At 40.6% G+C, this 19,957-nt stretch carries 16 protein-coding genes; 1 reads left to right on the forward strand and 15 read right to left on the reverse strand.

Translation table 11 applies throughout. The features are described from left to right. Positions 1–54: 54 nt before the first annotated feature. The 4 genes from NSQ14_RS11005 to mce all read right to left on the reverse strand — a co-directional run bounded on the left by NSQ14_RS11005 (position 55) and on the right by mce (position 4,037). Positions 55–534, reverse strand: coding sequence for a chemotaxis protein CheW (locus NSQ14_RS11005; RefSeq protein ID WP_231553329.1), 480 nt, complete (start codon positions 532–534; stop codon positions 55–57). Between the two features lie 45 nt (positions 535–579). Then, positions 580–1,704, reverse strand: a complete 1,125-nt coding sequence (locus NSQ14_RS11010) for a M20/M25/M40 family metallo-hydrolase (RefSeq protein ID WP_034770883.1) — start codon at positions 1,702–1,704, stop codon at positions 580–582. A 329-nt stretch (positions 1,705–2,033) separates the two neighbouring features. After that, positions 2,034–3,587: an acyl-CoA carboxylase subunit beta gene (locus NSQ14_RS11015; protein WP_346216333.1), complete on the reverse strand. Its 1,554-nt coding sequence runs from the start codon at positions 3,585–3,587 to the stop codon at positions 2,034–2,036. Between the two features lie 42 nt (positions 3,588–3,629). Further along, positions 3,630–4,037 carry a methylmalonyl-CoA epimerase gene (gene mce / locus NSQ14_RS11020; protein WP_034770886.1) on the reverse strand — a complete coding sequence of 136 codons (408 nt, stop codon included), beginning with the start codon at positions 4,035–4,037 and terminating at the stop codon, positions 3,630–3,632. 221 nt (positions 4,038–4,258) lie between these two features. Between mce and prli42 the strand changes: the two genes are divergently transcribed. Beyond that, the gene (gene prli42, locus NSQ14_RS11025) at positions 4,259–4,354 is read left to right on the forward strand and encodes a stressosome-associated protein Prli42 (protein WP_152032400.1); all 96 of its coding nucleotides are present in this window, start codon (positions 4,259–4,261) and stop codon (positions 4,352–4,354) included. A 41-nt stretch (positions 4,355–4,395) separates the two neighbouring features. On the opposite strand, the gene NSQ14_RS11030 is transcribed toward prli42, so the two are convergent. The 11 genes from NSQ14_RS11030 to NSQ14_RS11080 form a co-directional block, all read right to left on the reverse strand. Further along, positions 4,396–4,908 (reverse strand): L,D-transpeptidase, encoded by a 513-nt coding sequence (locus NSQ14_RS11030; protein ID WP_034770889.1) that lies wholly within the window; start codon positions 4,906–4,908, stop codon positions 4,396–4,398. 337 nt (positions 4,909–5,245) lie between these two features. Further along, positions 5,246–5,683 (reverse strand): BrxA/BrxB family bacilliredoxin, encoded by a 438-nt coding sequence (locus tag NSQ14_RS11035; protein ID WP_041846308.1) that lies wholly within the window; start codon positions 5,681–5,683, stop codon positions 5,246–5,248. Positions 5,684–5,702: 19 nt separating this feature from the next. Next, positions 5,703–6,725: a methylmalonyl Co-A mutase-associated GTPase MeaB gene (meaB, locus tag NSQ14_RS11040; RefSeq protein WP_051989099.1), complete on the reverse strand. Its 1,023-nt coding sequence runs from the start codon at positions 6,723–6,725 to the stop codon at positions 5,703–5,705. Further along, positions 6,725–8,848 carry a methylmalonyl-CoA mutase gene (gene scpA / locus NSQ14_RS11045; protein ID WP_428831595.1) on the reverse strand — a complete coding sequence of 708 codons (2,124 nt, stop codon included), beginning with the start codon at positions 8,846–8,848 and terminating at the stop codon, positions 6,725–6,727. Before scpA ends, meaB begins: the two co-directional genes overlap by 1 nt. 29 nt (positions 8,849–8,877) lie before the next feature. Continuing rightward, on the reverse strand, positions 8,878–10,815 hold the full coding sequence (locus NSQ14_RS11050; RefSeq protein ID WP_346216334.1) for a methylmalonyl-CoA mutase family protein: 1,938 nt from the start codon (positions 10,813–10,815) through the stop codon (positions 8,878–8,880). 652 nt (positions 10,816–11,467) lie between these two features. Then, a complete protein-coding gene (locus tag NSQ14_RS11055; protein WP_346216335.1) occupies positions 11,468–12,721 on the reverse strand; it encodes a dihydrolipoamide acetyltransferase family protein in 1,254 nt (417 codons plus the stop codon). 20 nt (positions 12,722–12,741) lie between these two features. After that, positions 12,742–13,725 carry an alpha-ketoacid dehydrogenase subunit beta gene (locus tag NSQ14_RS11060; protein ID WP_034770896.1) on the reverse strand — a complete coding sequence of 328 codons (984 nt, stop codon included), beginning with the start codon at positions 13,723–13,725 and terminating at the stop codon, positions 12,742–12,744. 11 nt (positions 13,726–13,736) lie between these two features. Further along, a complete protein-coding gene (locus NSQ14_RS11065) occupies positions 13,737–14,729 on the reverse strand; it encodes a thiamine pyrophosphate-dependent dehydrogenase E1 component subunit alpha (protein WP_034770897.1) in 993 nt (330 codons plus the stop codon). A gap of 350 nt (positions 14,730–15,079) precedes the next feature. Continuing rightward, positions 15,080–16,498, reverse strand: a complete 1,419-nt coding sequence (gene lpdA / locus NSQ14_RS11070) for a dihydrolipoyl dehydrogenase (RefSeq protein WP_034770899.1) — start codon at positions 16,496–16,498, stop codon at positions 15,080–15,082. Between the two features lie 73 nt (positions 16,499–16,571). Further along, entirely contained in the window at positions 16,572–17,672 is a 1,101-nt protein-coding gene (locus NSQ14_RS11075) for a Glu/Leu/Phe/Val dehydrogenase (protein ID WP_346216336.1), read from the reverse strand. A 262-nt stretch (positions 17,673–17,934) separates the two neighbouring features. Then, the gene (locus tag NSQ14_RS11080; RefSeq protein ID WP_346217120.1) at positions 17,935–19,620 is read right to left on the reverse strand and encodes a sigma-54-dependent Fis family transcriptional regulator; all 1,686 of its coding nucleotides are present in this window, start codon (positions 19,618–19,620) and stop codon (positions 17,935–17,937) included. Positions 19,621–19,957 lie beyond the last annotated feature (337 nt).

Consider the following 19,957-nt stretch of genomic DNA (forward strand, 5'->3'; position numbering starts at 1 on the left):
TTGCCTTCGCAGCTACTCGATTTTCCAAAGCTGACATAAATGTGAAATAACCTATTAGGAATCGGTTATTTTTGCCTGTTCCTCCATATACGCTTGAATTTCTCTAATTCCGTCTAAACTGTTGATCATTCGGTTCGGATCAATTAGCGTAATGAGGCGATTATCTAAGTTGATTACACCGGTAAAATAAGAAGTTTTTTGATAGGCAAACAAGCCGACTTGTTTAATCGAATCGGTACTTACTTCCATTAATTCTTTTGCCTCACCTACAAGCAAAGCTAACTTTAATATTCCGGTTTTTAAAACAATCAATCTTGTCATTTCATGTAAAGCTTCATCGGTTCCATATAAAACATGATGCAAGTCAACAACCGGTACAAGTTCTCCTCTTACCTTTACCAAACCTTTAATAAAATTCGGCAGTTGTGGCACCGGCGTTATTTTTTCCGGTTTTTCAATGGAAATAACATGGTCGACATCAATCGCATACTCTTCATGCTTCTCTTTAAAAATAACGACTTTGACTGTGTCCAAATAACTCACCACCTTCATGATAAATCCGCTAAAACTCACTTGCTCCTAAGACTGTTTGTTTACTGTATCGACAATGGCAACAACCAGTTCAGCCAACTTATTAAGTTCTGCAATCGGCATTCTTTCTTTTGTCGTATGAATTTCTTCATAACCTACCCCAAGAACAACAGTAGGTATTCCCATGCCTGCGATTACATTGGCATCACTACCGCCGCCGCTTTTTATGAGTTTGCTGTTACGACCAATCTTTTCTGCCGCCTTACTTGCTATTTTGACAACGACATCGTCCGGTCCGTATTTGAAAGACGGATACATCACTTTTATTTCTACATCGGCTGTTGCTCCCATTTCACGAGCTGCCTCCGTAAAGGCATGTTTCATTTTGTCAAGCTGGATATTTAATTTTTCATTTGAAAGAGAGCGAGCCTCTGCAAAGACATACGCTTTTTCACAGACAATATTGGTTGCTTGCCCGCCTTCAAAACGACCGATATTTGCCGTCGTTTCTTCATCGATGCGACCCAGCGGCATTTTGGAAATTGCTTTTGCTGCAACCGTTATCGCGGAAACCCCTTTTTCCGGGGCAACACCGGCATGAGCACTCTTCCCGGTAATTGTCGCATTGATTTTTGCTTGCGTAGGTGCTGCTATTACAATTGTACCTACTTCTCCGTCACTATCAAGAGCAAATCCGTATTTTGCATGAATTTTAGAAGAATCCAGTGCTTTTGCTCCTACTAATCCGGACTCTTCACCAACTGTAATAATGAATTGAAGATCACCGTGTTCGATATTATCTTCTTTTAAAACACGGATGGCTTCAAACATTGCGGCAATGCCCGCTTTGTCATCTGCCCCGAGAATCGTTGTTCCGTCCGTGACCACATAGCCGTTTTCAATAGTAGGTTTCACTCCTTTTCCCGGAACAACGGTATCCATATGGGAAGTAAAGTAAATTGGATCGCTTGCACGGTTTGTCCCTTTTAATGTGCAAATTAAATTTCCTGCACCATGCCCGGTTTGTTCCATTGTTTGATCTTCAAAAACTTCCAAACCAAGTTTTGCAAATTTTTGTTTTAAAATCTTGGCAATTTCGCCTTCATGCTTGGTTTCAGAATCGATCCGGACAAGTTCGAGAAACTCTTCCAGCAATCTATTTTTATTGATCATTTTCAACCCTCCAGTCTACATATTTATAAGTATACTCCTATTTAACCGGTTCCTTCAATTTTTTCTTTTTCAGTTTTTTAGACTAGGAGGGACAAGTCCCGGCTTCAATGAATCTTGTCAAATAATTCTTTCCAGTCATTTTGTACTTCTAAAGAAAACTCGGCGATTGCCGAGCTTTTGGCGAGAGCAGAGCCGCAAGAGCACTTATGCGTTAGGAAAGTAGAAATTGGAAAATTTATACTTTCCTATTAGCTAAAGAAAGGACAATATTTCCGACAAGGATGAAAGCCCACTTGTCATAAATATCGTCCACTTCTATAACGGATTAATTATAATGGAATATTTCCATGTTTCTTTTTCGGTCGTTCTTCTTTTTTCGTTTGCAGCATGTCCAATGCTTGAATGAGTTTGATTCTCGTTTCACGGGGATCAATGACATCATCGACCATTCCCATTTTTGCCGCTACATATGGATTGGCGAATTTGTCTTTATATTCCTGAATTTTTTGGCTGCGAACCGCTTCCGGATCGGCACTGTTCTGAATTTCTTTGGCAAAAATAATATTTGCTGCACCCTCGGGACCCATAACAGCAATTTCCGCATTTGGCCAGGCAAAAACAAGATCGGCTCCAATCGATTTACTGTTTAAAGCAACATAAGCACCGCCATATGCTTTGCGGGTAATTATCGTTATTTTTGGTACCGTTGCTTCCGAATACGCATATAAAATTTTTGCCCCATGGCGAATAATTCCGCCGTGCTCTTGTTTGACGCCCGGGAAAAATCCGGTCACATCTTCAAAGGTGATGAGCGGTATATTGAAAGAATCACAAAAGCGGATAAAGCGGGCGGCCTTGTCGGATGAATCAATATCAAGTCCGCCAGCCATAAATTTTGGCTGATTGCATATCAGACCGACAACTTCCCCTTTAATCCGGCCAAAACCGATCACGATATTTTTAGCAAAATCTTTCTGAACTTCAAAAAATGAATCTTCATCTACCACTTGTTCAACCACTTTTTTCATATCATACGGACGAACTGTATCAAAAGGAACAATTTCCGCCAAATCCGGTCGATAGTCGTCATCCTTTTTCAATTCTCGCCGCGGCGGTTTTTCAGTATTGTTGGCCGGCAAATACGAAAGCAGTTCCCTTACCATATAAAGAGCTTCTTCCTCTGTCTTTGCCTGAAAATGGCTATTGCCGCTAATCGAACTATGTACATGTGCGCCGCCTAAATTTTCCGCAGTTATTTGCTCACCGGTTACCGTTTCAATGACTTTTGGACCGGTAATAAACATTTGACTCGTTTTTTCGACCATAATAACAAAATCCGTAATTGCCGGCGAATACACAGCACCACCTGCACATGGCCCCATAATAACCGAAATTTGCGGGATGACACCGGAGTAAATGGCATTACGATAAAAAACATGTCCATATCCGTCAAGGGAAATAACCCCTTCTTGTATTCTCGCACCACCCGAATCATTGAGTCCAATAATCGGAACACCGTTTTTGGCAGCTAAATCCATAACATTGGCAATTTTCTTGGCGTGCATCTCACCCAAAGCCCCGCCGAATACGGTAAAATCTTGGGAAAATAAATAAACCGGTCGACCGTGAATTTTTGCAAACCCGGTAACCACCCCATCTCCGGGCCCTTTCGGTAAATCCGGTGAACGATGTTCCATGAAGGGATTTATTTCAACAAAAGACCCTTCATCCACTAATATATCAATCCGCTCCCGGGCAGTCATTTTTCCTTTCTCGTGTTGCCGATCAATTTTATCTTCTCCGCCCCCAAGTTCAACTTCCCGTCTTTTATCATACAATTCATGGATCTTATCATAAATATCCAATTTTTTTGTGTCTATCATTCGTTTCTCCCCTTTGTCCACAGTTGATAGATTATAGAAATTTTACTTTTGCTTTTGCTTTTGACATAATTCATATAAAACACCAAAAGTTGTCTTTGGATGAATAAATGCAACCAGTGCTCCCCCGGCACCGATTCGCGGCGTTTCATCGATGAGCCGTACCCCTTGTGATGCCAAATTTTCCAGTTCTTGATAAATATCGTCGGTTTTAAAAGCAATATGATGAATACCTTCCCCTTTTTTATCAAGAAATTTTTTAATCGTACTGTCATCACTGGTCGGTTCGAGTAATTCAATTTTACTGTTATTCACATCAATGAATGCGACTTTCACTTTTTGTGATTCGACAACCTCTGTTTTTATATGGCTTAATTGAAATGTACCCGTATATAGCGGAAGTGCCTTCTCCAATGAATGAACCGCAATCCCGATATGGTCAATACCTTTCAAACCGTTTCCTCCCCTCAAACGTAACATATCATTGATAATGCAAACAGACCAATTTATACAGTGCAAACCGTTCAATCCCCATCGTTCAACCTTCGACTCATTGACTTTTTATAACTATGAATCTCTAATTTTTTTAACAGGAAAAAGATAGGACTTGTTTGAAAGCCATTCTCGCGATAAAATAATGTCAATGAAAATAGAGTGGAGGTTGAATGACTCCGATGGGAAATAAAAAAGTCCGGAAAATTATCGTTTACTTAATGATTATCGCCATGGTTTTGACTACGTTATTTACAGGACTTTCCATACTATTCTGATTCGATTTTAAAAAAACATTAATGGAAAAGGGAATTCCCGGTTATGGAATTGCCCTTTTTTCTTTAGCAATCTGTTCAAAGCTGGACGACTGATTAGTAATAAAAACCTTTGTACCGATTGGAACGTTATCAAATAACTTTTCGACATCCTCATTATTTAACCGGATACATCCTTCCGAAATATAAAGTCCGATCGACCACGGTTGGTTTGTACCATGAATTCCATATGTTCTCCCGTCTGTATCCAAGGCATCAAATCCAATCCAACGGGTACCGAGCGGATTATTGGGTGCTCCGCCTTGAATATCTTTTTTTCGATAATATGGATTTATTGCTTTCACTGTAACCGTAAACATTCCTTCCGGGGTTAATTCCGCATTTTTACCGGTTGCCGCCTTATACACTTCTTGGACAATCCCATCGTCAATAAAGGCAACTTCATTGGTTTGTTTATTGACGATCACAAATGGGTCACCCGGTAAAGGGTTCGGACCAATCGGCCAAACCGGTGAAATGGTTGTAAAAGCAATAAGGAAGCTTACCAATAGGTTCATCAAAACCACCCGCCTTTTCCATTAGTTTGAACAAAGTCAGGTGGTTTTATCCCCTTAACAGGTAGTCCATCCCTTATCAAAGTTTTTCGAGTTTATAAAGAAAACTCGGCGATTGCCGAGCCTTTAGGCGATGGCAAAGCCGCAAGAGCACTTATACTTAATTCTTAAAATTTCCAACTACGTCGAATTCGCTTCTTTGCTGGAAATTTATACTTTCTTAACGTACAAAAAAGTCAGGGCTGCCCGCATGCGTTAGATTGGATTAACTAACCATCAGCCCCTGATGGAAGTTTCATTTTATAATCACAAGTCTTAAACATATGAAACGCGGAAAAATTTATACTTCATCGCAATGCTGTTCAAATAATTCTTGTAATCGTTCGATGACCGAAACAGGTGAATGACCTTCAATTTCATGCCGTTCCACCATGCCGACAAGTTTGCCATCCTTTAACAAGGCAAATGATGGTGAAGAAGGCGGGTAATCATCGAAATAACTTCTTGCCTGGAGAGTGGCTTCCTTATCTTGACCGGCAAATACAGTGACTAAATAATCAGGACGTTTATCATAATCAATGGCGTATTTTGCGGCCGGACGGGCAATCCCCCCGGCACAACCGCATGTTGAATTGATCATAACCAGTGTTGTCCCTTTCCGTTGTAATGCTTCATCCACTTCTTCCGGCGTTCTTAATTCCTCATAACCGGCTGCGACAATTTCTTTCCGGGCTTGCTCAATATAATCATTCATTAAAATATTAAAATCCATACTCATGGTCAAATGTCCCTCCCATTTATTTTTCATTAAGATAAAGCTTCATCAACTGTTCAACGGCTGCGGAAACAGGCAACCGCCCATGTTCAACATCTTGTTGGATAACCGGCAGCATTTCTTTAATCACTTCATTTTGGAAAAAAGATTGCTGTAATTTCTCAACAATTGACGTCATTAACCAGTCATTTGTTTGTTTCCTTCTTCTTTCAAAAAAGATACCGGATTGTTTTGTTATCTTAACAAATTGCTGAACGACATGCCAAATATCGATAATCCCTTCTCCGGTAATTGAAGAACAAGTGTAGGCTTTCGTCTGCCATCCTTCTGTTGCCGGCCTTAAAAAGCGTAAAATTTGACTGTATTCGTTTCTCGTCCGAATGGCATTTTCCTTATTGGCACCATCAGCCTTTGTAATAATAATCCCGTCAACAAGCTCCATCATCCCTTTTTTCATCCCTTGGAGATCATCGCCGGCGCCGGTAATCGTCAGCATGAAAAACATATCAACCATCGTTCGGACAACGACTTCACTTTGTCCGACACCGATTGTTTCAACTAGTATAACATCAAACCCTGCTGCTTCACAAAGCATTATGCTCTCCCTTGTTTTTCGGTGAACACCTCCAAGCGTTCCCGAAGATGGAGAAGGTCTGATAAAGGCATTTTCTTCCCTTGACAGTGACTCCATTCGGGTTTTATCCCCCAATATACTTCCGCCCGTCATGGTTGATGAAGGATCAATAGCAAGAACGGCAACCTTTTTCCCCATTTTGCATAGTTCCGTTCCAAAGCGATCAATAAATGTACTTTTTCCTGCACCCGGAACACCGGTAATGCCGAGCCGGACGGACTTGCCGGAAAGAGGAATAATATCCTTCAATAATTGTTGCCCTGCCCGGAAGTGATCCGGATGATTGCTTTCAATTAGTGTAATGGCTTTTGCTAAAACCGTACGATCGCCTTTTTTAATTCCTTCCAAATAGTTGGAAATTGGAACGGTGCTGTTCTTTCTTCTAAACCGCCCGGAATATTCTTGTGCCATTACGATGACACTTCCTCATAGCCTAATCTTTTATAAATTTCTTCCAAAACAATTTTTGCCGCATGGGGAATAATGGTTCCAGGTCCAAATATTGCAGTTGCTCCTTGCTCTTTTAAAAATGGATAATCTTTTGGTGGAATCACGCCCCCGACGATAACAATAATATCTTCACGCCCTAATTTTTTCAATTCAGCAATTAGTTGCGGTAAAAATGTTTTATGTCCACCTGCCAATGAACTCATTCCGATAACATGAACATCATTTTCAACGGCTTGCCTGGCTGTTTCATCCGGTGTTTGAAAAAGCGGACCAATATCCACATCGAAGCCCATATCGGCAAATGCTGTTGAAATGACTTTTGCCCCGCGATCATGACCGTCTTGACCAATTTTTGCCATTAATAATCTTGGTCTTCTTCCTTCCAGCTCGTAAAATTCATCGGTCATTCTCCTGATTTCTTCTATGGTTTCATTGTCCTTAAATGCATGGCGATAAACACCGCTAATCGTACGGATTGTTGCTTGATGTCTGCCGGATGCGGCTTCGATGGCATCCGATATTTCACCTAATGTTGCCCGTTGTCTTGCCGCCGCAACAGATAATTCAAGGAGATTGCCTGTTCCTGTCTTTGCCGCCTCACGAATGGCTTCCAATGCTGTTTGTACCGCCGCTTCATCCCGATTTTCCTTTAATTCTTTTAATCTTGCAATTTGTTTTTCTCGAACTGCAGTGTTATCAATATCAAGAACTTCAATATTGGTTTCGTCATCCGTTTGGTAACAGTTCACTCCAATAATTTTTTCTTGGCCGGAGTCAATCATTGCCTGGCGTTTTGCAGCAGCTTCCTCAATTTTCAGCTTTGGTAATCCGGCTTCAATCGCCTTGGTCATACCGCCTAAGTTCTCGATTTCTTCAATATGTTGCCAAGCTTTTTCAATTAGTTGTTTCGTTAACGATTCGACATAATAAGAACCACCCCAAGGATCAATTGTATGTGTAATCCCTGTTTCTTCCTGTAAATAAATTTGTGTGTTGCGGGCAATTCGTGCTGAAAAATCGGTTGGCAGTGCAATTGCTTCATCGAGCGCATTCGTATGCAACGATTGCGTATGACCCATGGCCGCTGCATGTGCTTCAATTAGCGTACGAATAACATTGTTAAACGGGTCTTGTTCTGTCAAACTCCAACCGGAAGTTTGTGAATGGGTTCTAAGTGCCAGTGATTTCGGATTTTTCGGATTGAATTGTTTCATTAATTTTGCCCAAATGAGACGAGCTGCTCTGAGTTTAGCCACTTCCATAAAATAATTCATGCCAATTCCCCAGAAAAAGCTGAGTCGCGGAGCAAAAGAATCAATATCAATTCCTGCCGCAAGCCCCGTCCGTACATATTCCAAACCGTCAGCTAGCGTATAGGCTAATTCAATATCTGCCGGTGCTCCCGCCTCTTGAATATGGTAGCCGGATATACTAATGCTGTTGAATTTCGGCATATGTTTCGCCGTATAAGCAAAAATATCAGAAATAATACGCATGGACATACTCGGTGGATAAATATACGTATTGCGGACCATATATTCTTTTAAAATATCATTTTGAATTGTTCCTGATAATTGATCTTGAGAAACCCCCTGTTCTTCCGCTGTCACGATATAAAAAGCCATAATCGGAAGGACGGCTCCGTTCATCGTCATCGACACCGACATTTTATCAAGCGGGATCTGATCGAATAAAATTTTCATGTCAAGAACCGAATCAATTGCCACACCGGCTTTTCCGACATCACCGACAACTCTGGGATTATCTGAGTCATAGCCGCGGTGGGTGGGAAGATCAAAAGCAACAGATAACCCTTTTTGCCCCATTTTCAAGTTTCTTAAATAAAAAGCATTACTTTCTTCTGCAGTCGAAAACCCCGCGTATTGGCGAATAGTCCAGGGCCTGTTAATATACATGGTCGGATACGGTCCTCTTGTATAAGGTGGAAGACCCGGGTACGATTGAAGAGCTTCCATTCCTTGCAGATCCTCTTCTGTATAAATTGATTGAATCGGTATATTCTCATAAGTTTGAAAGATGTGCTCTTTTTGCTGCGGCTGGTTGGCCCTCTCGTCATGAAATATATTTACTTCTCTAAAATTCGGCCTCACACCTATTCCCCCTTCACGAAAAAGCGGACAATTCTCTCTAAACATTGAACTTGCTCTTCCTGCGTATTTAAGATCAATTGAACGCCAGTTTGTTTAAACTTATTGTGAATGTCCGCTTCCTTTGAACCGGCAATGATGAATCCTTTATCCGGATACTTTTGGACAATGAACTGAATATCAGAAAATGCCGCTGTTAATTCCTGGTCATTGCCGCAAAAACAATACAGTTTTTTTCCGGATTCTTTTATTATTTTGTCAAAATCATTATCTTGGCTTATTTCCGTGGCGATCCCCGCAGTATGTAACCATTCTGAAACCTCGTCAAAAATCAACTTTTTATCTTTCAAATCACCGCAGTTTATTAAAATGGCAGTCGGTTTTTCACCGGTTTCGTTCTCATATTTCGCTATCTCAAAACGGATTTTTTCATACGGCTCACTTAATCGGAAACATTGAAGCGATTGAATCCCCTCGCTCGCTTGATCTACCTTAGTGAAAAATTGATCGAGTCGTGTTCCTGCTTTTACTTTTTCAATGACTTGATAAAAATCGCTGACGGCAAGGTAACCGGAATGCGCTTGATTCTTTGCTGTTTCAAACGGGTCATGCAACTTTTCAGTCAAGTCCACATATTGGTTTGTCCCGATCAGTTTCGTTTTCCGCTGATTAACATCAGACTGTTTTACCGCTTTCATTTCAGCTACTTGGTTTTGAACTTTACCTTCAATAATCGACGAAAGCATGCCCCCTGAATCTTCAATAGTTAAAAACAACGTCCATGCTTTTTCAATCAATTGTTGCGTTAATGATTCAACAAAATACGAACCGCCGGCAGGATCACTGACAAGTGAAAGTTTTGCTTCTTCTCGGAACAGATGGTGTATGTTGCGGCTAATCCTTTGTCCCAGTGCACTAACTTCCCCAAACACTTCATCATACGGAGAAACTCGTAAAATTTGCACCTGCCCGATGGTTGCGGCAAATGCCTCCCCGCCAATTCGAAGCATATTCGTATACGGATCCAATTTTGATTTATTTCCGTTTGTCGTTTCAGCATAAATATCCATCGCTACATTCGGTACATGATAAGATTCAGCTATTTTTTTCCATAAATACCGTGCCGCCCTAAGTTTGGCAATTTCCATAAAAAAATGGGAACTAATTGAGAAACCAAAGAAAATTTTCGAAAATATTTGTTCAACATTCCATCCGGATTTTTTTATCTGCTCAATATGTTCCACAGCGGTTGCCAGTGCAAAAGCGATTTGTTGAACTGCATTACCACCGGATTTTTCATAGATGGTCCCATCGACATATATCGTTTTCAGGTTCGGAAATTGCTGGTCCATATAATGAAGACTATCTTGCCAGATTGAATAAAACGTTTTCATCATTTGCGACGAATAACGATTGCGGCAAAAAACGGCGACCGGGTCCGTTCCAATCCAACCTGTGATTTTTTCTCGCTCGGCACTACCCTTTATCCCTTCTGTCAAAAACGCATAAAACGGAATAACTTCTTCTTCCCCTTCAATGAAGAAAGGAATATTAGCAACATCAATATGATGAAATAATTTAGCAAAAGCGGTAGCATCCAAACAATCAGGTATCGTTAATGAAATACTGTTTTGACCATTCCGGATGGCGTTCAATAAGTTTGTATGTAGTTCTTCTATCGTCTTTCCCGTCACACCTTGGGCAATATACCAGCTATTGTCACTAGTTATTGCCGGGTACATTCTTTCATGTCCAACAGGCAAATCATCCTTCGTGTACAGCGGTTTAATCGTAATATTTTCATATGTTTTCCGGTAATATTCACCGATTGTTTTCCCCTTTAAGGCACGATCTGCGGCTTCAACCCATTGTTCATAGGTAACACCCGGAAATGTCGATTGAATCGCGGCCGATAATTGTTTGACCCCATTACCCTCCTTCAAAATTGTTCCCCCTTATCGGAAAATTTTTTTATTATATTTGTTATTTTATCGAAAAAAAGGGTAATTGCAAAACGAAAGAACTCATTATAGTAAATTTGATAATAAATAACGAAAACATTGGAATAATACAGAACAAATAAATCGTTATTTATTTTCCTAATAAGAAAAGCGCAGAGCGCCCGCTTAGCGACGTACAAACTGGAGCGCCCCGCAATGAGAACAGATTTGCTTCCTCGAATAGACATCGCACGAAGAAAAAGCGATTAGCTTTTTCGAGGAAAAGGAAACACGGTGAGGGACGAGCCGATGTTGACTTATCGTAGTGAAGCTACTCCTAGAGTGAACTTCATGAGTAATCTTCCTTGATATACTTCATGAAGCTTTGCGACGAGCTGAACATCCGCTTCCTCGAATAGGCTATGGCGCAGGAGCACATTAAAGGGGAGTGAAGTTTGCTAGTCGCTGGCGCTCGGAGCTAGACAATAAAACTGATCCCGAGTTATTTACCTGTATTTTTATACTTTCTTATACTACGAAAAAGGGACAGTTTTTACATGTCCCTTTACGAAAGTGAATTTCTACTCTCATTTACATCATCGGTCCGTTCCGATCTGTCAGTCTCTTTGAAGATTGGCATCACGTACTTATGAATTTAGTAAATACTAATATGATCTTTATCTATAGCTTCAAGCCGCTCTTTTACTTTTTTCATAAACTTTCCGCAAATATAACCGTCCAATATCCGATGATCGAGGGATAAGCATAAATTTACTCTGTCCCGTACAGCGATCATCCCGTTATCCATCACAACCAATTTTTTAACGATTGATTCTACTTGCAAAATCGCAGCTTGCGGGTAATTAATAATACCCATAGACTGGATAGAGCCGAAAGCACCGGTGTTATTTACCGTAAATGTTCCACCCTGTAAATCATCTGCCGTTAAAGTTCCCGTTCGGGCTTTGTTTGCCAGTTCATAAATTTCCTTGGCAATTCTCTTAATGGATTTTTCATCGGCATGTTTAATTACCGGAACAAATAGTGCATCATCCGCTGCCACCGCAATAGAAAGATGAATATCTTTTTTCCGAATAATTTTATCCCCGGCCCAGGTGGCATTCAATTCCGGAAATTCCTTTAATGTTTGAGCAACCACCTTGACGAAAAAGGCAAAATAGGTGAGCGGAAAGCCTTCCTTCGCTTCAAATTCTTTTTTAATTGCATTTCGGTAATTAACAAGATCAGTTACGTCGGCTTCGATCATCATCCAGGCATGAGGGATTTCTTGTTTCGATTTTGTTAAATTAGCTGCAATGACTTTACGTATTCCCGTAACCGGAATTTCCATATCTCCGGCAGCTGACTGGAGGGGAGAAACCGACTCCGGTTCCGCAAAAACAACCTCTCTTTTTTCGATATTTTCTTTATCTGGATTCGCATCCGATTTAGGCATGTTTGCAGTTGCAATCAGTTGTTGCAAATCTTTTCGTGTGATGCGCCCTCCTCTTCCCGTACCTTTCACCTGACTCAAGTCGATATGATGCTCTTGGGCCAGTTTCAAAACAGCCGGTGAATAACGTTGCTTTAACGGCATCTCTTGATTATGTTCAACAATCGGCGTGGATTCAACAGGTTCCGCTTGTTCTTGAACAGTTCCGGCTTGATCTTCCGTTTCAATTACACAAATAACTTCACCGACAGCATAAGTTTCTTCTTCTTTGGCAATGACTTCTTTAATCACCCCTGTAAAAGAGGAAGGAATTTCAGCAGTGACCTTATCCGTCAACACTTCGGCAAGGGGATCATATTTATTCACATGATCTCCGACAGCAACAAGCCATTTCGTGATTGTTCCTTCTGTTACACTTTCGCCTAATTTCGGCATCGTTATTTTTTCCAACCCCATGACTTTCACCTACCTGCTTTTTAAAATTCAGCCAAATCACGCATTGCTTTTTCAATTTTATCTTGATTGATTAAAAAGAACTTTTCCATTGTTGGAGAAAATGGCATTGCCGGTATATCCGGTCCGGCTAATCGCATAATCGGCGCGTCTAATTCAAACAAACAATGTTCAGCTATGATTGCGGCCACTTCACTAATAATGCTGCCTTCTTTATTATCTTCAGTAACAAGCAATACTTTTCCCGTTTTTGCCGCCGCTTGGCAAATCGCTTCCTTATCTAATGGATAAACGGTTTGCAAATCAAGAATATGGGCAGAAATCCCTTCATTTGCTAATTTTTCCGCTGCTTGCAGGGCAAAGTGCACACATAAACCATACGTAATTACCGTGATGTCGTCTCCCTCTCTTTTCACATCTGCTTTTCCAATCGGCAGGACATAATCATCGAGCGGCACTTCCCCTTTTAGGAAACGGTAGGCCCGCTTATGTTCGAAAAATAATACCGGATCATCATCACGAATCGCAGCTTTCAAAAGTCCTTTTACATCATAAGGGGTAGAAGGCATGACAATTTTCAAACCCGGTTGATTGGCAAAAATGGCTTCGACCGATTGAGAATGATACAAACCACCATGAACACCACCACCATAAGGAGCACGAATAACAAGCGGACAGTTCCAATCATTATTCGATCGGTAGCGGATTCTTGCCGCTTCGGAAATGATCTGGTTAACGGCCGGCAGGATAAAATCGGCAAACTGCATTTCTGCAATCGGGCGCATACCGTACATGGCACTACCAATCGCCACACCCGCTATAGCTGATTCGGCAAGCGGGGTATCGATTACCCTTTCTTCTCCAAATTGCTCATATAAACCTTGAGTTGCTTTAAACACGCCACCCTTTTTTCCAACATCCTCACCCAGGATAAAAACATTCTCATCCCGTTCCATCTCTTCACGGATGGCCATTGTTACCGCATCAATGTAAGATATGATTGGCATATTCTTCCCCCCTATTCCTTATAAACATATTTCAATGCATCTTCCGGTTTCGAATAAGCGGCTGCTTCGGCATAATCGGTTGCATCATTGACGATGTTTTTTACCTTGTCTTGAATTTCTCTTTCCACTTGGTCATTCAGTAAACCAACTTCTCTTAAATATGTTCCAAAAAATTGAAGCGGATCATTGTCTTTGAGATTATCTAATTCTGTGTGATCACGGTATGCCCTGTCATCATCATCACTTGAGTGAGCGGTAAAGCGATACGTAATCGTTTCAATCAACGTCGGACCACCACCGCTTCTCGCGCGATTGACTGCCTCTTTGACCACCTCATAGACCGCCAGCGGATCTTTCCCGTCTACCGTAACCCCCGGCATCCCATATCCCGCTGCTCGACTTGATACATGTTCACAACTCAGCTGCTTCGATACCGGTACAGATATAGCATATTGATTGTTTTCACACATAAATATGACCGGGAGTTTATGAACACCGGCAAAATTTAATCCTTCATGGAAATCTCCTTGGTTGGAAGAGCCTTCACCAAATGTAACGAAAGAGATAAAGTCTTGCCGTTTCATCTTTGCCGCCAGCGCAAAACCGACTGCATGCGGTACTTGCGTTGTAACCGGTGAAGAACCGGTAACGATTCGATTTTTCTTTTTCCCAAAATGACTTGGCATCTGTCTTCCACCGGAATTTGGATCCTCAGCCTTTGCAAAAGCTGATAACATAATTTCTCTTGGTGTCATGCCAAAAGAAAGCACAACTCCCAAATCACGATAATAGGGCAATATATAATCCTTTGTCCGGTCAAGCGCATAAGCAGCACCGATTTGAGCACCTTCATGCCCCTGACCGGAAATAACAAATGGAATTTTTCCGGACCGATTTAATAGCCACATGCGTTCGTCCAATTTTCTTGTCAGGACGATGGTTTCATACATTTCCAAAACGGTGTCATCGGATAAACCGAGAGAGCGATGGCGAAATTCTGCCACAAGTCAAAACCTCCTTTTGAAATCGTTTTACATATAGCAATTTTTAAGAAAAGCGCAGAGCGCCCGCTTAGCGACGTACAAACTGGAGCGCCCCGCAATGAGAACAGATTTGCTTCCTCGAATAAGCATCGCACGAAGAAAAAGCGACGGGCTTTTTCGAGGAAAAGGAAACACGGCGAGGGACGAGCCGATGTTGACTTATCGTAGTGGAGGGGAGTGAAGTTTGCTAGTCGCTGGCGCTCGTAGCTAGACAATAAAACTAATCCCAAGTTAATTGCTTGTATTTTTATACTTTCTTATACTATTAAAAAAGCAGTAGCTTATTATAAAAGACATGAAAAAATCGAAATTTATAGATGAATTGGTCTACCTTCTGCCATTAAACTTGCTTCCGAAAATATTTCAGAAAGAGTCGGGTGCGGATGAATGGTATAAGCCATTTCATCCGGAGTTGCATCAAGAACAAAAGCAAGGGAAGCTTCAGATATTAAATCGGTAACATGAGGACCGATCATATGAATCCCGAGTAAATCATTCGTTTTTGCATCAGCAATCAGTTTTACAAAGCCGGATGGATGGCCTGTAATTAGAGCTTTACCAATGGCTTTAAACGGAAATCGGCCAATTTTTAATTCAAAATTTTTGTTCTTTGCTTCTTTTTCGGTCATGCCGATACTGGCAATTTCGGGAAAGGAATACGTACATTTGGGAACATGATGATAATTTAACGGCTCCGGATCTTGATTTGCCATATGTTCGACTGCAATTGTACCTTCTCTTGCAGCAACATGAGCCAATTGCATGCCCCCGATACAGTCACCGATTGCATAAATATGCGATTCCTTTGTTTGGTAAAATTCGTTAACTTGAATAAAACCATTGTTTATGTCAATATCGGTATTTTCCAAACCAATTCCCTCAGTATTAGCTGCTCTTCCGACAGAAACAAGCATTTTTTCGGCAGTGAACTCCGTTTTCTTTCCGTTTTGCTTTACTGTTACGGTTATTTGGTTATCCTTTTCCAAACTATCAGTAATCATTGCCTTTGTTAAAATTTGTATCCCCTTCTTGCGGAAAACTTGGGTAATCTCCTTACTAATCTCATCATCCTCATGAGGGGCCAAGCGATTGGAAGCTTCTACAATGGTTACTTGAACATCAAAATCCGCTAACATTGAAGCCCACTCCAAACCAATCACTCCGCCGCCGACAATAATGATTGATTCCGGCAAATAGTCTAATTGCAACATATCATCAGAAGATAAGATATTGTTTTTGTTGAACGGCAGGCTCGGCAGTTCTCTTGGTTTTGATCCGGTCGCAAGCAAGACAAACTTTGGAATTAACATTTCGTTCTCTTGATTTGTATCAGATTCTACCGAAACCGTACCCGGTAACGGAGAAAAAATCGATGGACCCATGATTCGGCCAATTCCATTGTACACATCGATTTTATTTTTTTTGATTAACATTTGCACACCTTGATACAATTGCTCGGTAATTTCTGATTTTCGTTTTTGAACTTTGGCAAAATCCAATTTTTCCACTTTTGTTAATACGCCGTAATCACTGCTTTCTTTCATCGTCCGATAAACTTCTGCACTTTTTAATAATGTTTTTGTCGGAATGCACCCTTGATGGAGACATGTGCCACCTAACTTGTTTTTTTCAACAATTGCTGTTTTTAAACCGAGTTGGCTGGCCCGAATCGCGGCTACATATCCGCCTGTCCCGCCTCCAATAATCACTAAGTCATACTCTTTTGCCATTCATTTCACCTCTAATTATCGGATCTAAAACCAAATCATCAATATAAGAAATATGGGTAACCCTTTGTATCGTTTATTTCAGCCGCTTTTTCAAAATATGTTTTTCATTTGTCAAAAACGATTTTCTTGAACGGCTCACTTTATTGATCCGTTCTTCGGCCATTCGGTCCGCTGCCAAATATGAAGGAATCTGCTCACGCTTGGAAATTTCGAATATTTTTTTTATGTTGTTATATATTTGTTCAATTTTTTTATAAGCTCTTTCTTTATTGTAGCCGTATAATTCATCGGCCACATTGATTACACCGCCTGCATTAATAACATAATCCGGGGCATAAATAATTCCTAATTCATGCAAAAGATCACCATGCCGGTTTTCCTTTAATTGATTATTAGCTGAGCCGGCGATTACTTTCGCCTTTAACTGAAGAATTGTTTCGTCATTTAAAATGGCGCCTAAAGCACAAGGAGAAAACACATCACATTCGACAGCATAAATATCGGCAGGATCTACAGCTTCTGCCCCAAATTCATCTTGAACTCTTTTCACAGCTTCTTTATTAATATCTGTTACAATCAATCTTGCCCCTTCTTCAGAAAGAAAACGGCAAAGATGATAAGCAACATTGCCTGCTCCTTGAACAGCAACCACTTTTCCTTCCAATGAATCATTTCCAAAGTATTCTGATACAGCTGCTTTCATCCCTTTGTAAATGCCGTAAGCCGTCGCCGGTGAAGGATTTCCCGATGATCCAAAAGCAGGAGAAACACCTGTTACGAATTCCGTTTCTTGGTAAATAATATCCATATCTTCTACTGTTGTACCCACATCTTCCGCCGTTATATACCTGCCATTTAATCCTTGAATAAATCGACCGTAAGCACGGAACTTTTCTTCACTTTTATCGCTTTTCGGATCACCGATAATAACTGCTTTTCCGCCTCCTAAATTTAAACCGCTGGCGGCATTTTTGTAAGTCATTCCCTTGGCAAGTCTTAAGGCATCAATAATAGCTGCTTCTTCTGAGACGTATGTCCACATTCTTGTTCCCCCAAGAGCAGGTCCTAAGGTTGTATCATGTATGGCAATAATCGCTTTTAGACCTGAATTTTTATCTTGAACAAAATGCAATTCCTCATAATCAAACTCTTCCATATACCGAAAAATATCCATTGCTGCAACTCTCCTCCTGTTTGTAAAATTGAACTCATAGAATATACTGCAAAAACAATGCCATTATAGGTGAAAATAATAATGATTCATACCAAAAACGTTTTTCACATAAAATTTTGTCTGAACTCCATTTTATACAACACAAAATCGGGGGCTTGGACAAAAATCCGGCCTTGGATTTCAACCGATAATGATGAAAACATCTGTTGATTCTTGCAAGTATTTGCAAACCATGCAAAATTCCGCTTGCAAGAAATTGCAATTATAAGCCGTATTTTTCCATTTTATAATATAAAGTTCGAATCGAAACTCCCAGCTCTTTGGCCGTTTTTGTTTTATTTCCACGATGTTTATGTAAAATATGGCTAATAATCCTTTTCTCAAAGTTCTCCACCAAAGTATACAACGGTAAAGACGCTTCATTCGGATGATCTTGCTCTTGATTTTTTTGAAAGTTATATCCGAGTTTTGACAGATGCTTTATATCTATCCTATTTTCACTATAGTTCATAAAAATAATTGCACGACCGAGTATATTTTCCAATTCACGAACATTTCCCGGCCAAGCATAGCGTTTTAACAGTTCAGCTGCTTCATTCGTAATGCCCTCGACGTTTCTGCCGTAGTCATGATTTATTTTTTTGATTAAATGATCACAGAGCAACGGGATATCCTCTAAACGGGACCTTAAAGGTGGTATGTATATTGGAATTCGGTTAAGTCGATAGAATAAATCCTCCCGAAAATTCCCCTTGCGTACTTCTTGTTCAAGATTTTTGTTCGTAGCCGCAATAATTCTCACTTGAATCGGAATCGGCTTCGTTCCACCGACACGAATAATTTCCCGTTCTTGTAACACCCTTAACAATTTTGCTTGTGTACTCAATGATAACTCGCCAATTTCGTCAAGGAAAATACTCCCATTATTAGCTTCTTCAAAATAACCCTTTTTGCCGCCACGTTTTGCACCGGAAAAGGCTCCTTCTTCATAGCCAAACAGTTCACTTTCTAATAATGATTCAGAAATTGCCGCACAATTTACCCGAATAAAATGGTTATATTTGCGACCACTTTCATTATGGATCGCATGGGCAAATAATTCCTTTCCAGTACCTGATTCACCTCTTAGCAAAACCGTTGCCGGGGTCTTGGCCGCGATTCTTGCCTGCTCAATGGCAATAAGCATCTCTTCAGATCGTCCGACAATATCGTCAAAGTTATATTTCGCCTCCAATGTCCGAATTCGTTCTTTTGCTCTTTGTAATTCGGTTGTCAGCTCCCGAATTTCCGACATATCATGAATGATTCCGACACTGCCTTTTAGCTGACCATCCACAATAATGGGGGCAACATTAACCGCAACCTCTTTTTTCTTAGGACCGACAAGCATTTTAACCCCTCGAACCGGTTTTTTTGTTTTTAGTACATGAAAATGCATGCTCTCCCCTTTATAAATATCTGTAGTTGCAGGCTTTCCAAGTACATCTTCTTCCGTCAATCCGGTTATCCGAGTATAGGCGGGGTTAATTAAAATCCCATTTCCGTTTTCATCAACAACGGATATTGCATCATTACTGGAATGGATAATCGCCTTAAGCATGACATCGCCTTTTATTGTTTCACTTTGTAATTCTCGAATCAATTGTTCTTTTTCTTTAAAAAGGTGAACGATCATTTCGGCGATTGACCCCGGAACGATGATAAAATCCTCCTTAAACTGTTGAAGTTCTTGGTATACTTGTTCATCACCCGTCACATCAATAATGATATCAATTTCTTTATCAATAAATGTACGCCAATCGTTCCCGTACGGAATCCCTTCTTTTTTCGCAATAAGAATCCCGGGTGCCTGCAAATTTTTATCAATGATCACCCTCGTTTTTAGCGTCTTCATTTCGCTTAAAAGGTTCAAAATTGCAGTACCGCCTTTTCCGGCTCCAATTACCATGACGCTTTGCAAAACCCCACCCCCACGCTCTAGCTCTACTATAAAATTGCGTAGTCCGCAATTCTTTGTTTCCTAACATGGTTTGCCTATAGGAGTAACAAAAAAATGCGATTACATAGCCCCTGCCCGTAACGGAAATGTCGATTGAAACAAAGATAAATCCATTATGGGTATTATACCACAACGGGTCTATTTGCAAGGGTAGAAATGAAAGAATTAGGAAAATAAACACGACTTTATCTTGCAATGGAGTAAATAGTGGATGAACAAAAAGTCAGTTTTCTTGACATTCCATTCGTTTTTTATCATATTGAATGCATAATATTATTAAAGGGGG

Origin of the sequence: Caldifermentibacillus hisashii (assembly GCF_039654145.1) — a bacterium.
Classification (GTDB): Bacteria; Bacillota; Bacilli; order Bacillales; family Caldibacillaceae; genus Caldifermentibacillus; species Caldifermentibacillus hisashii.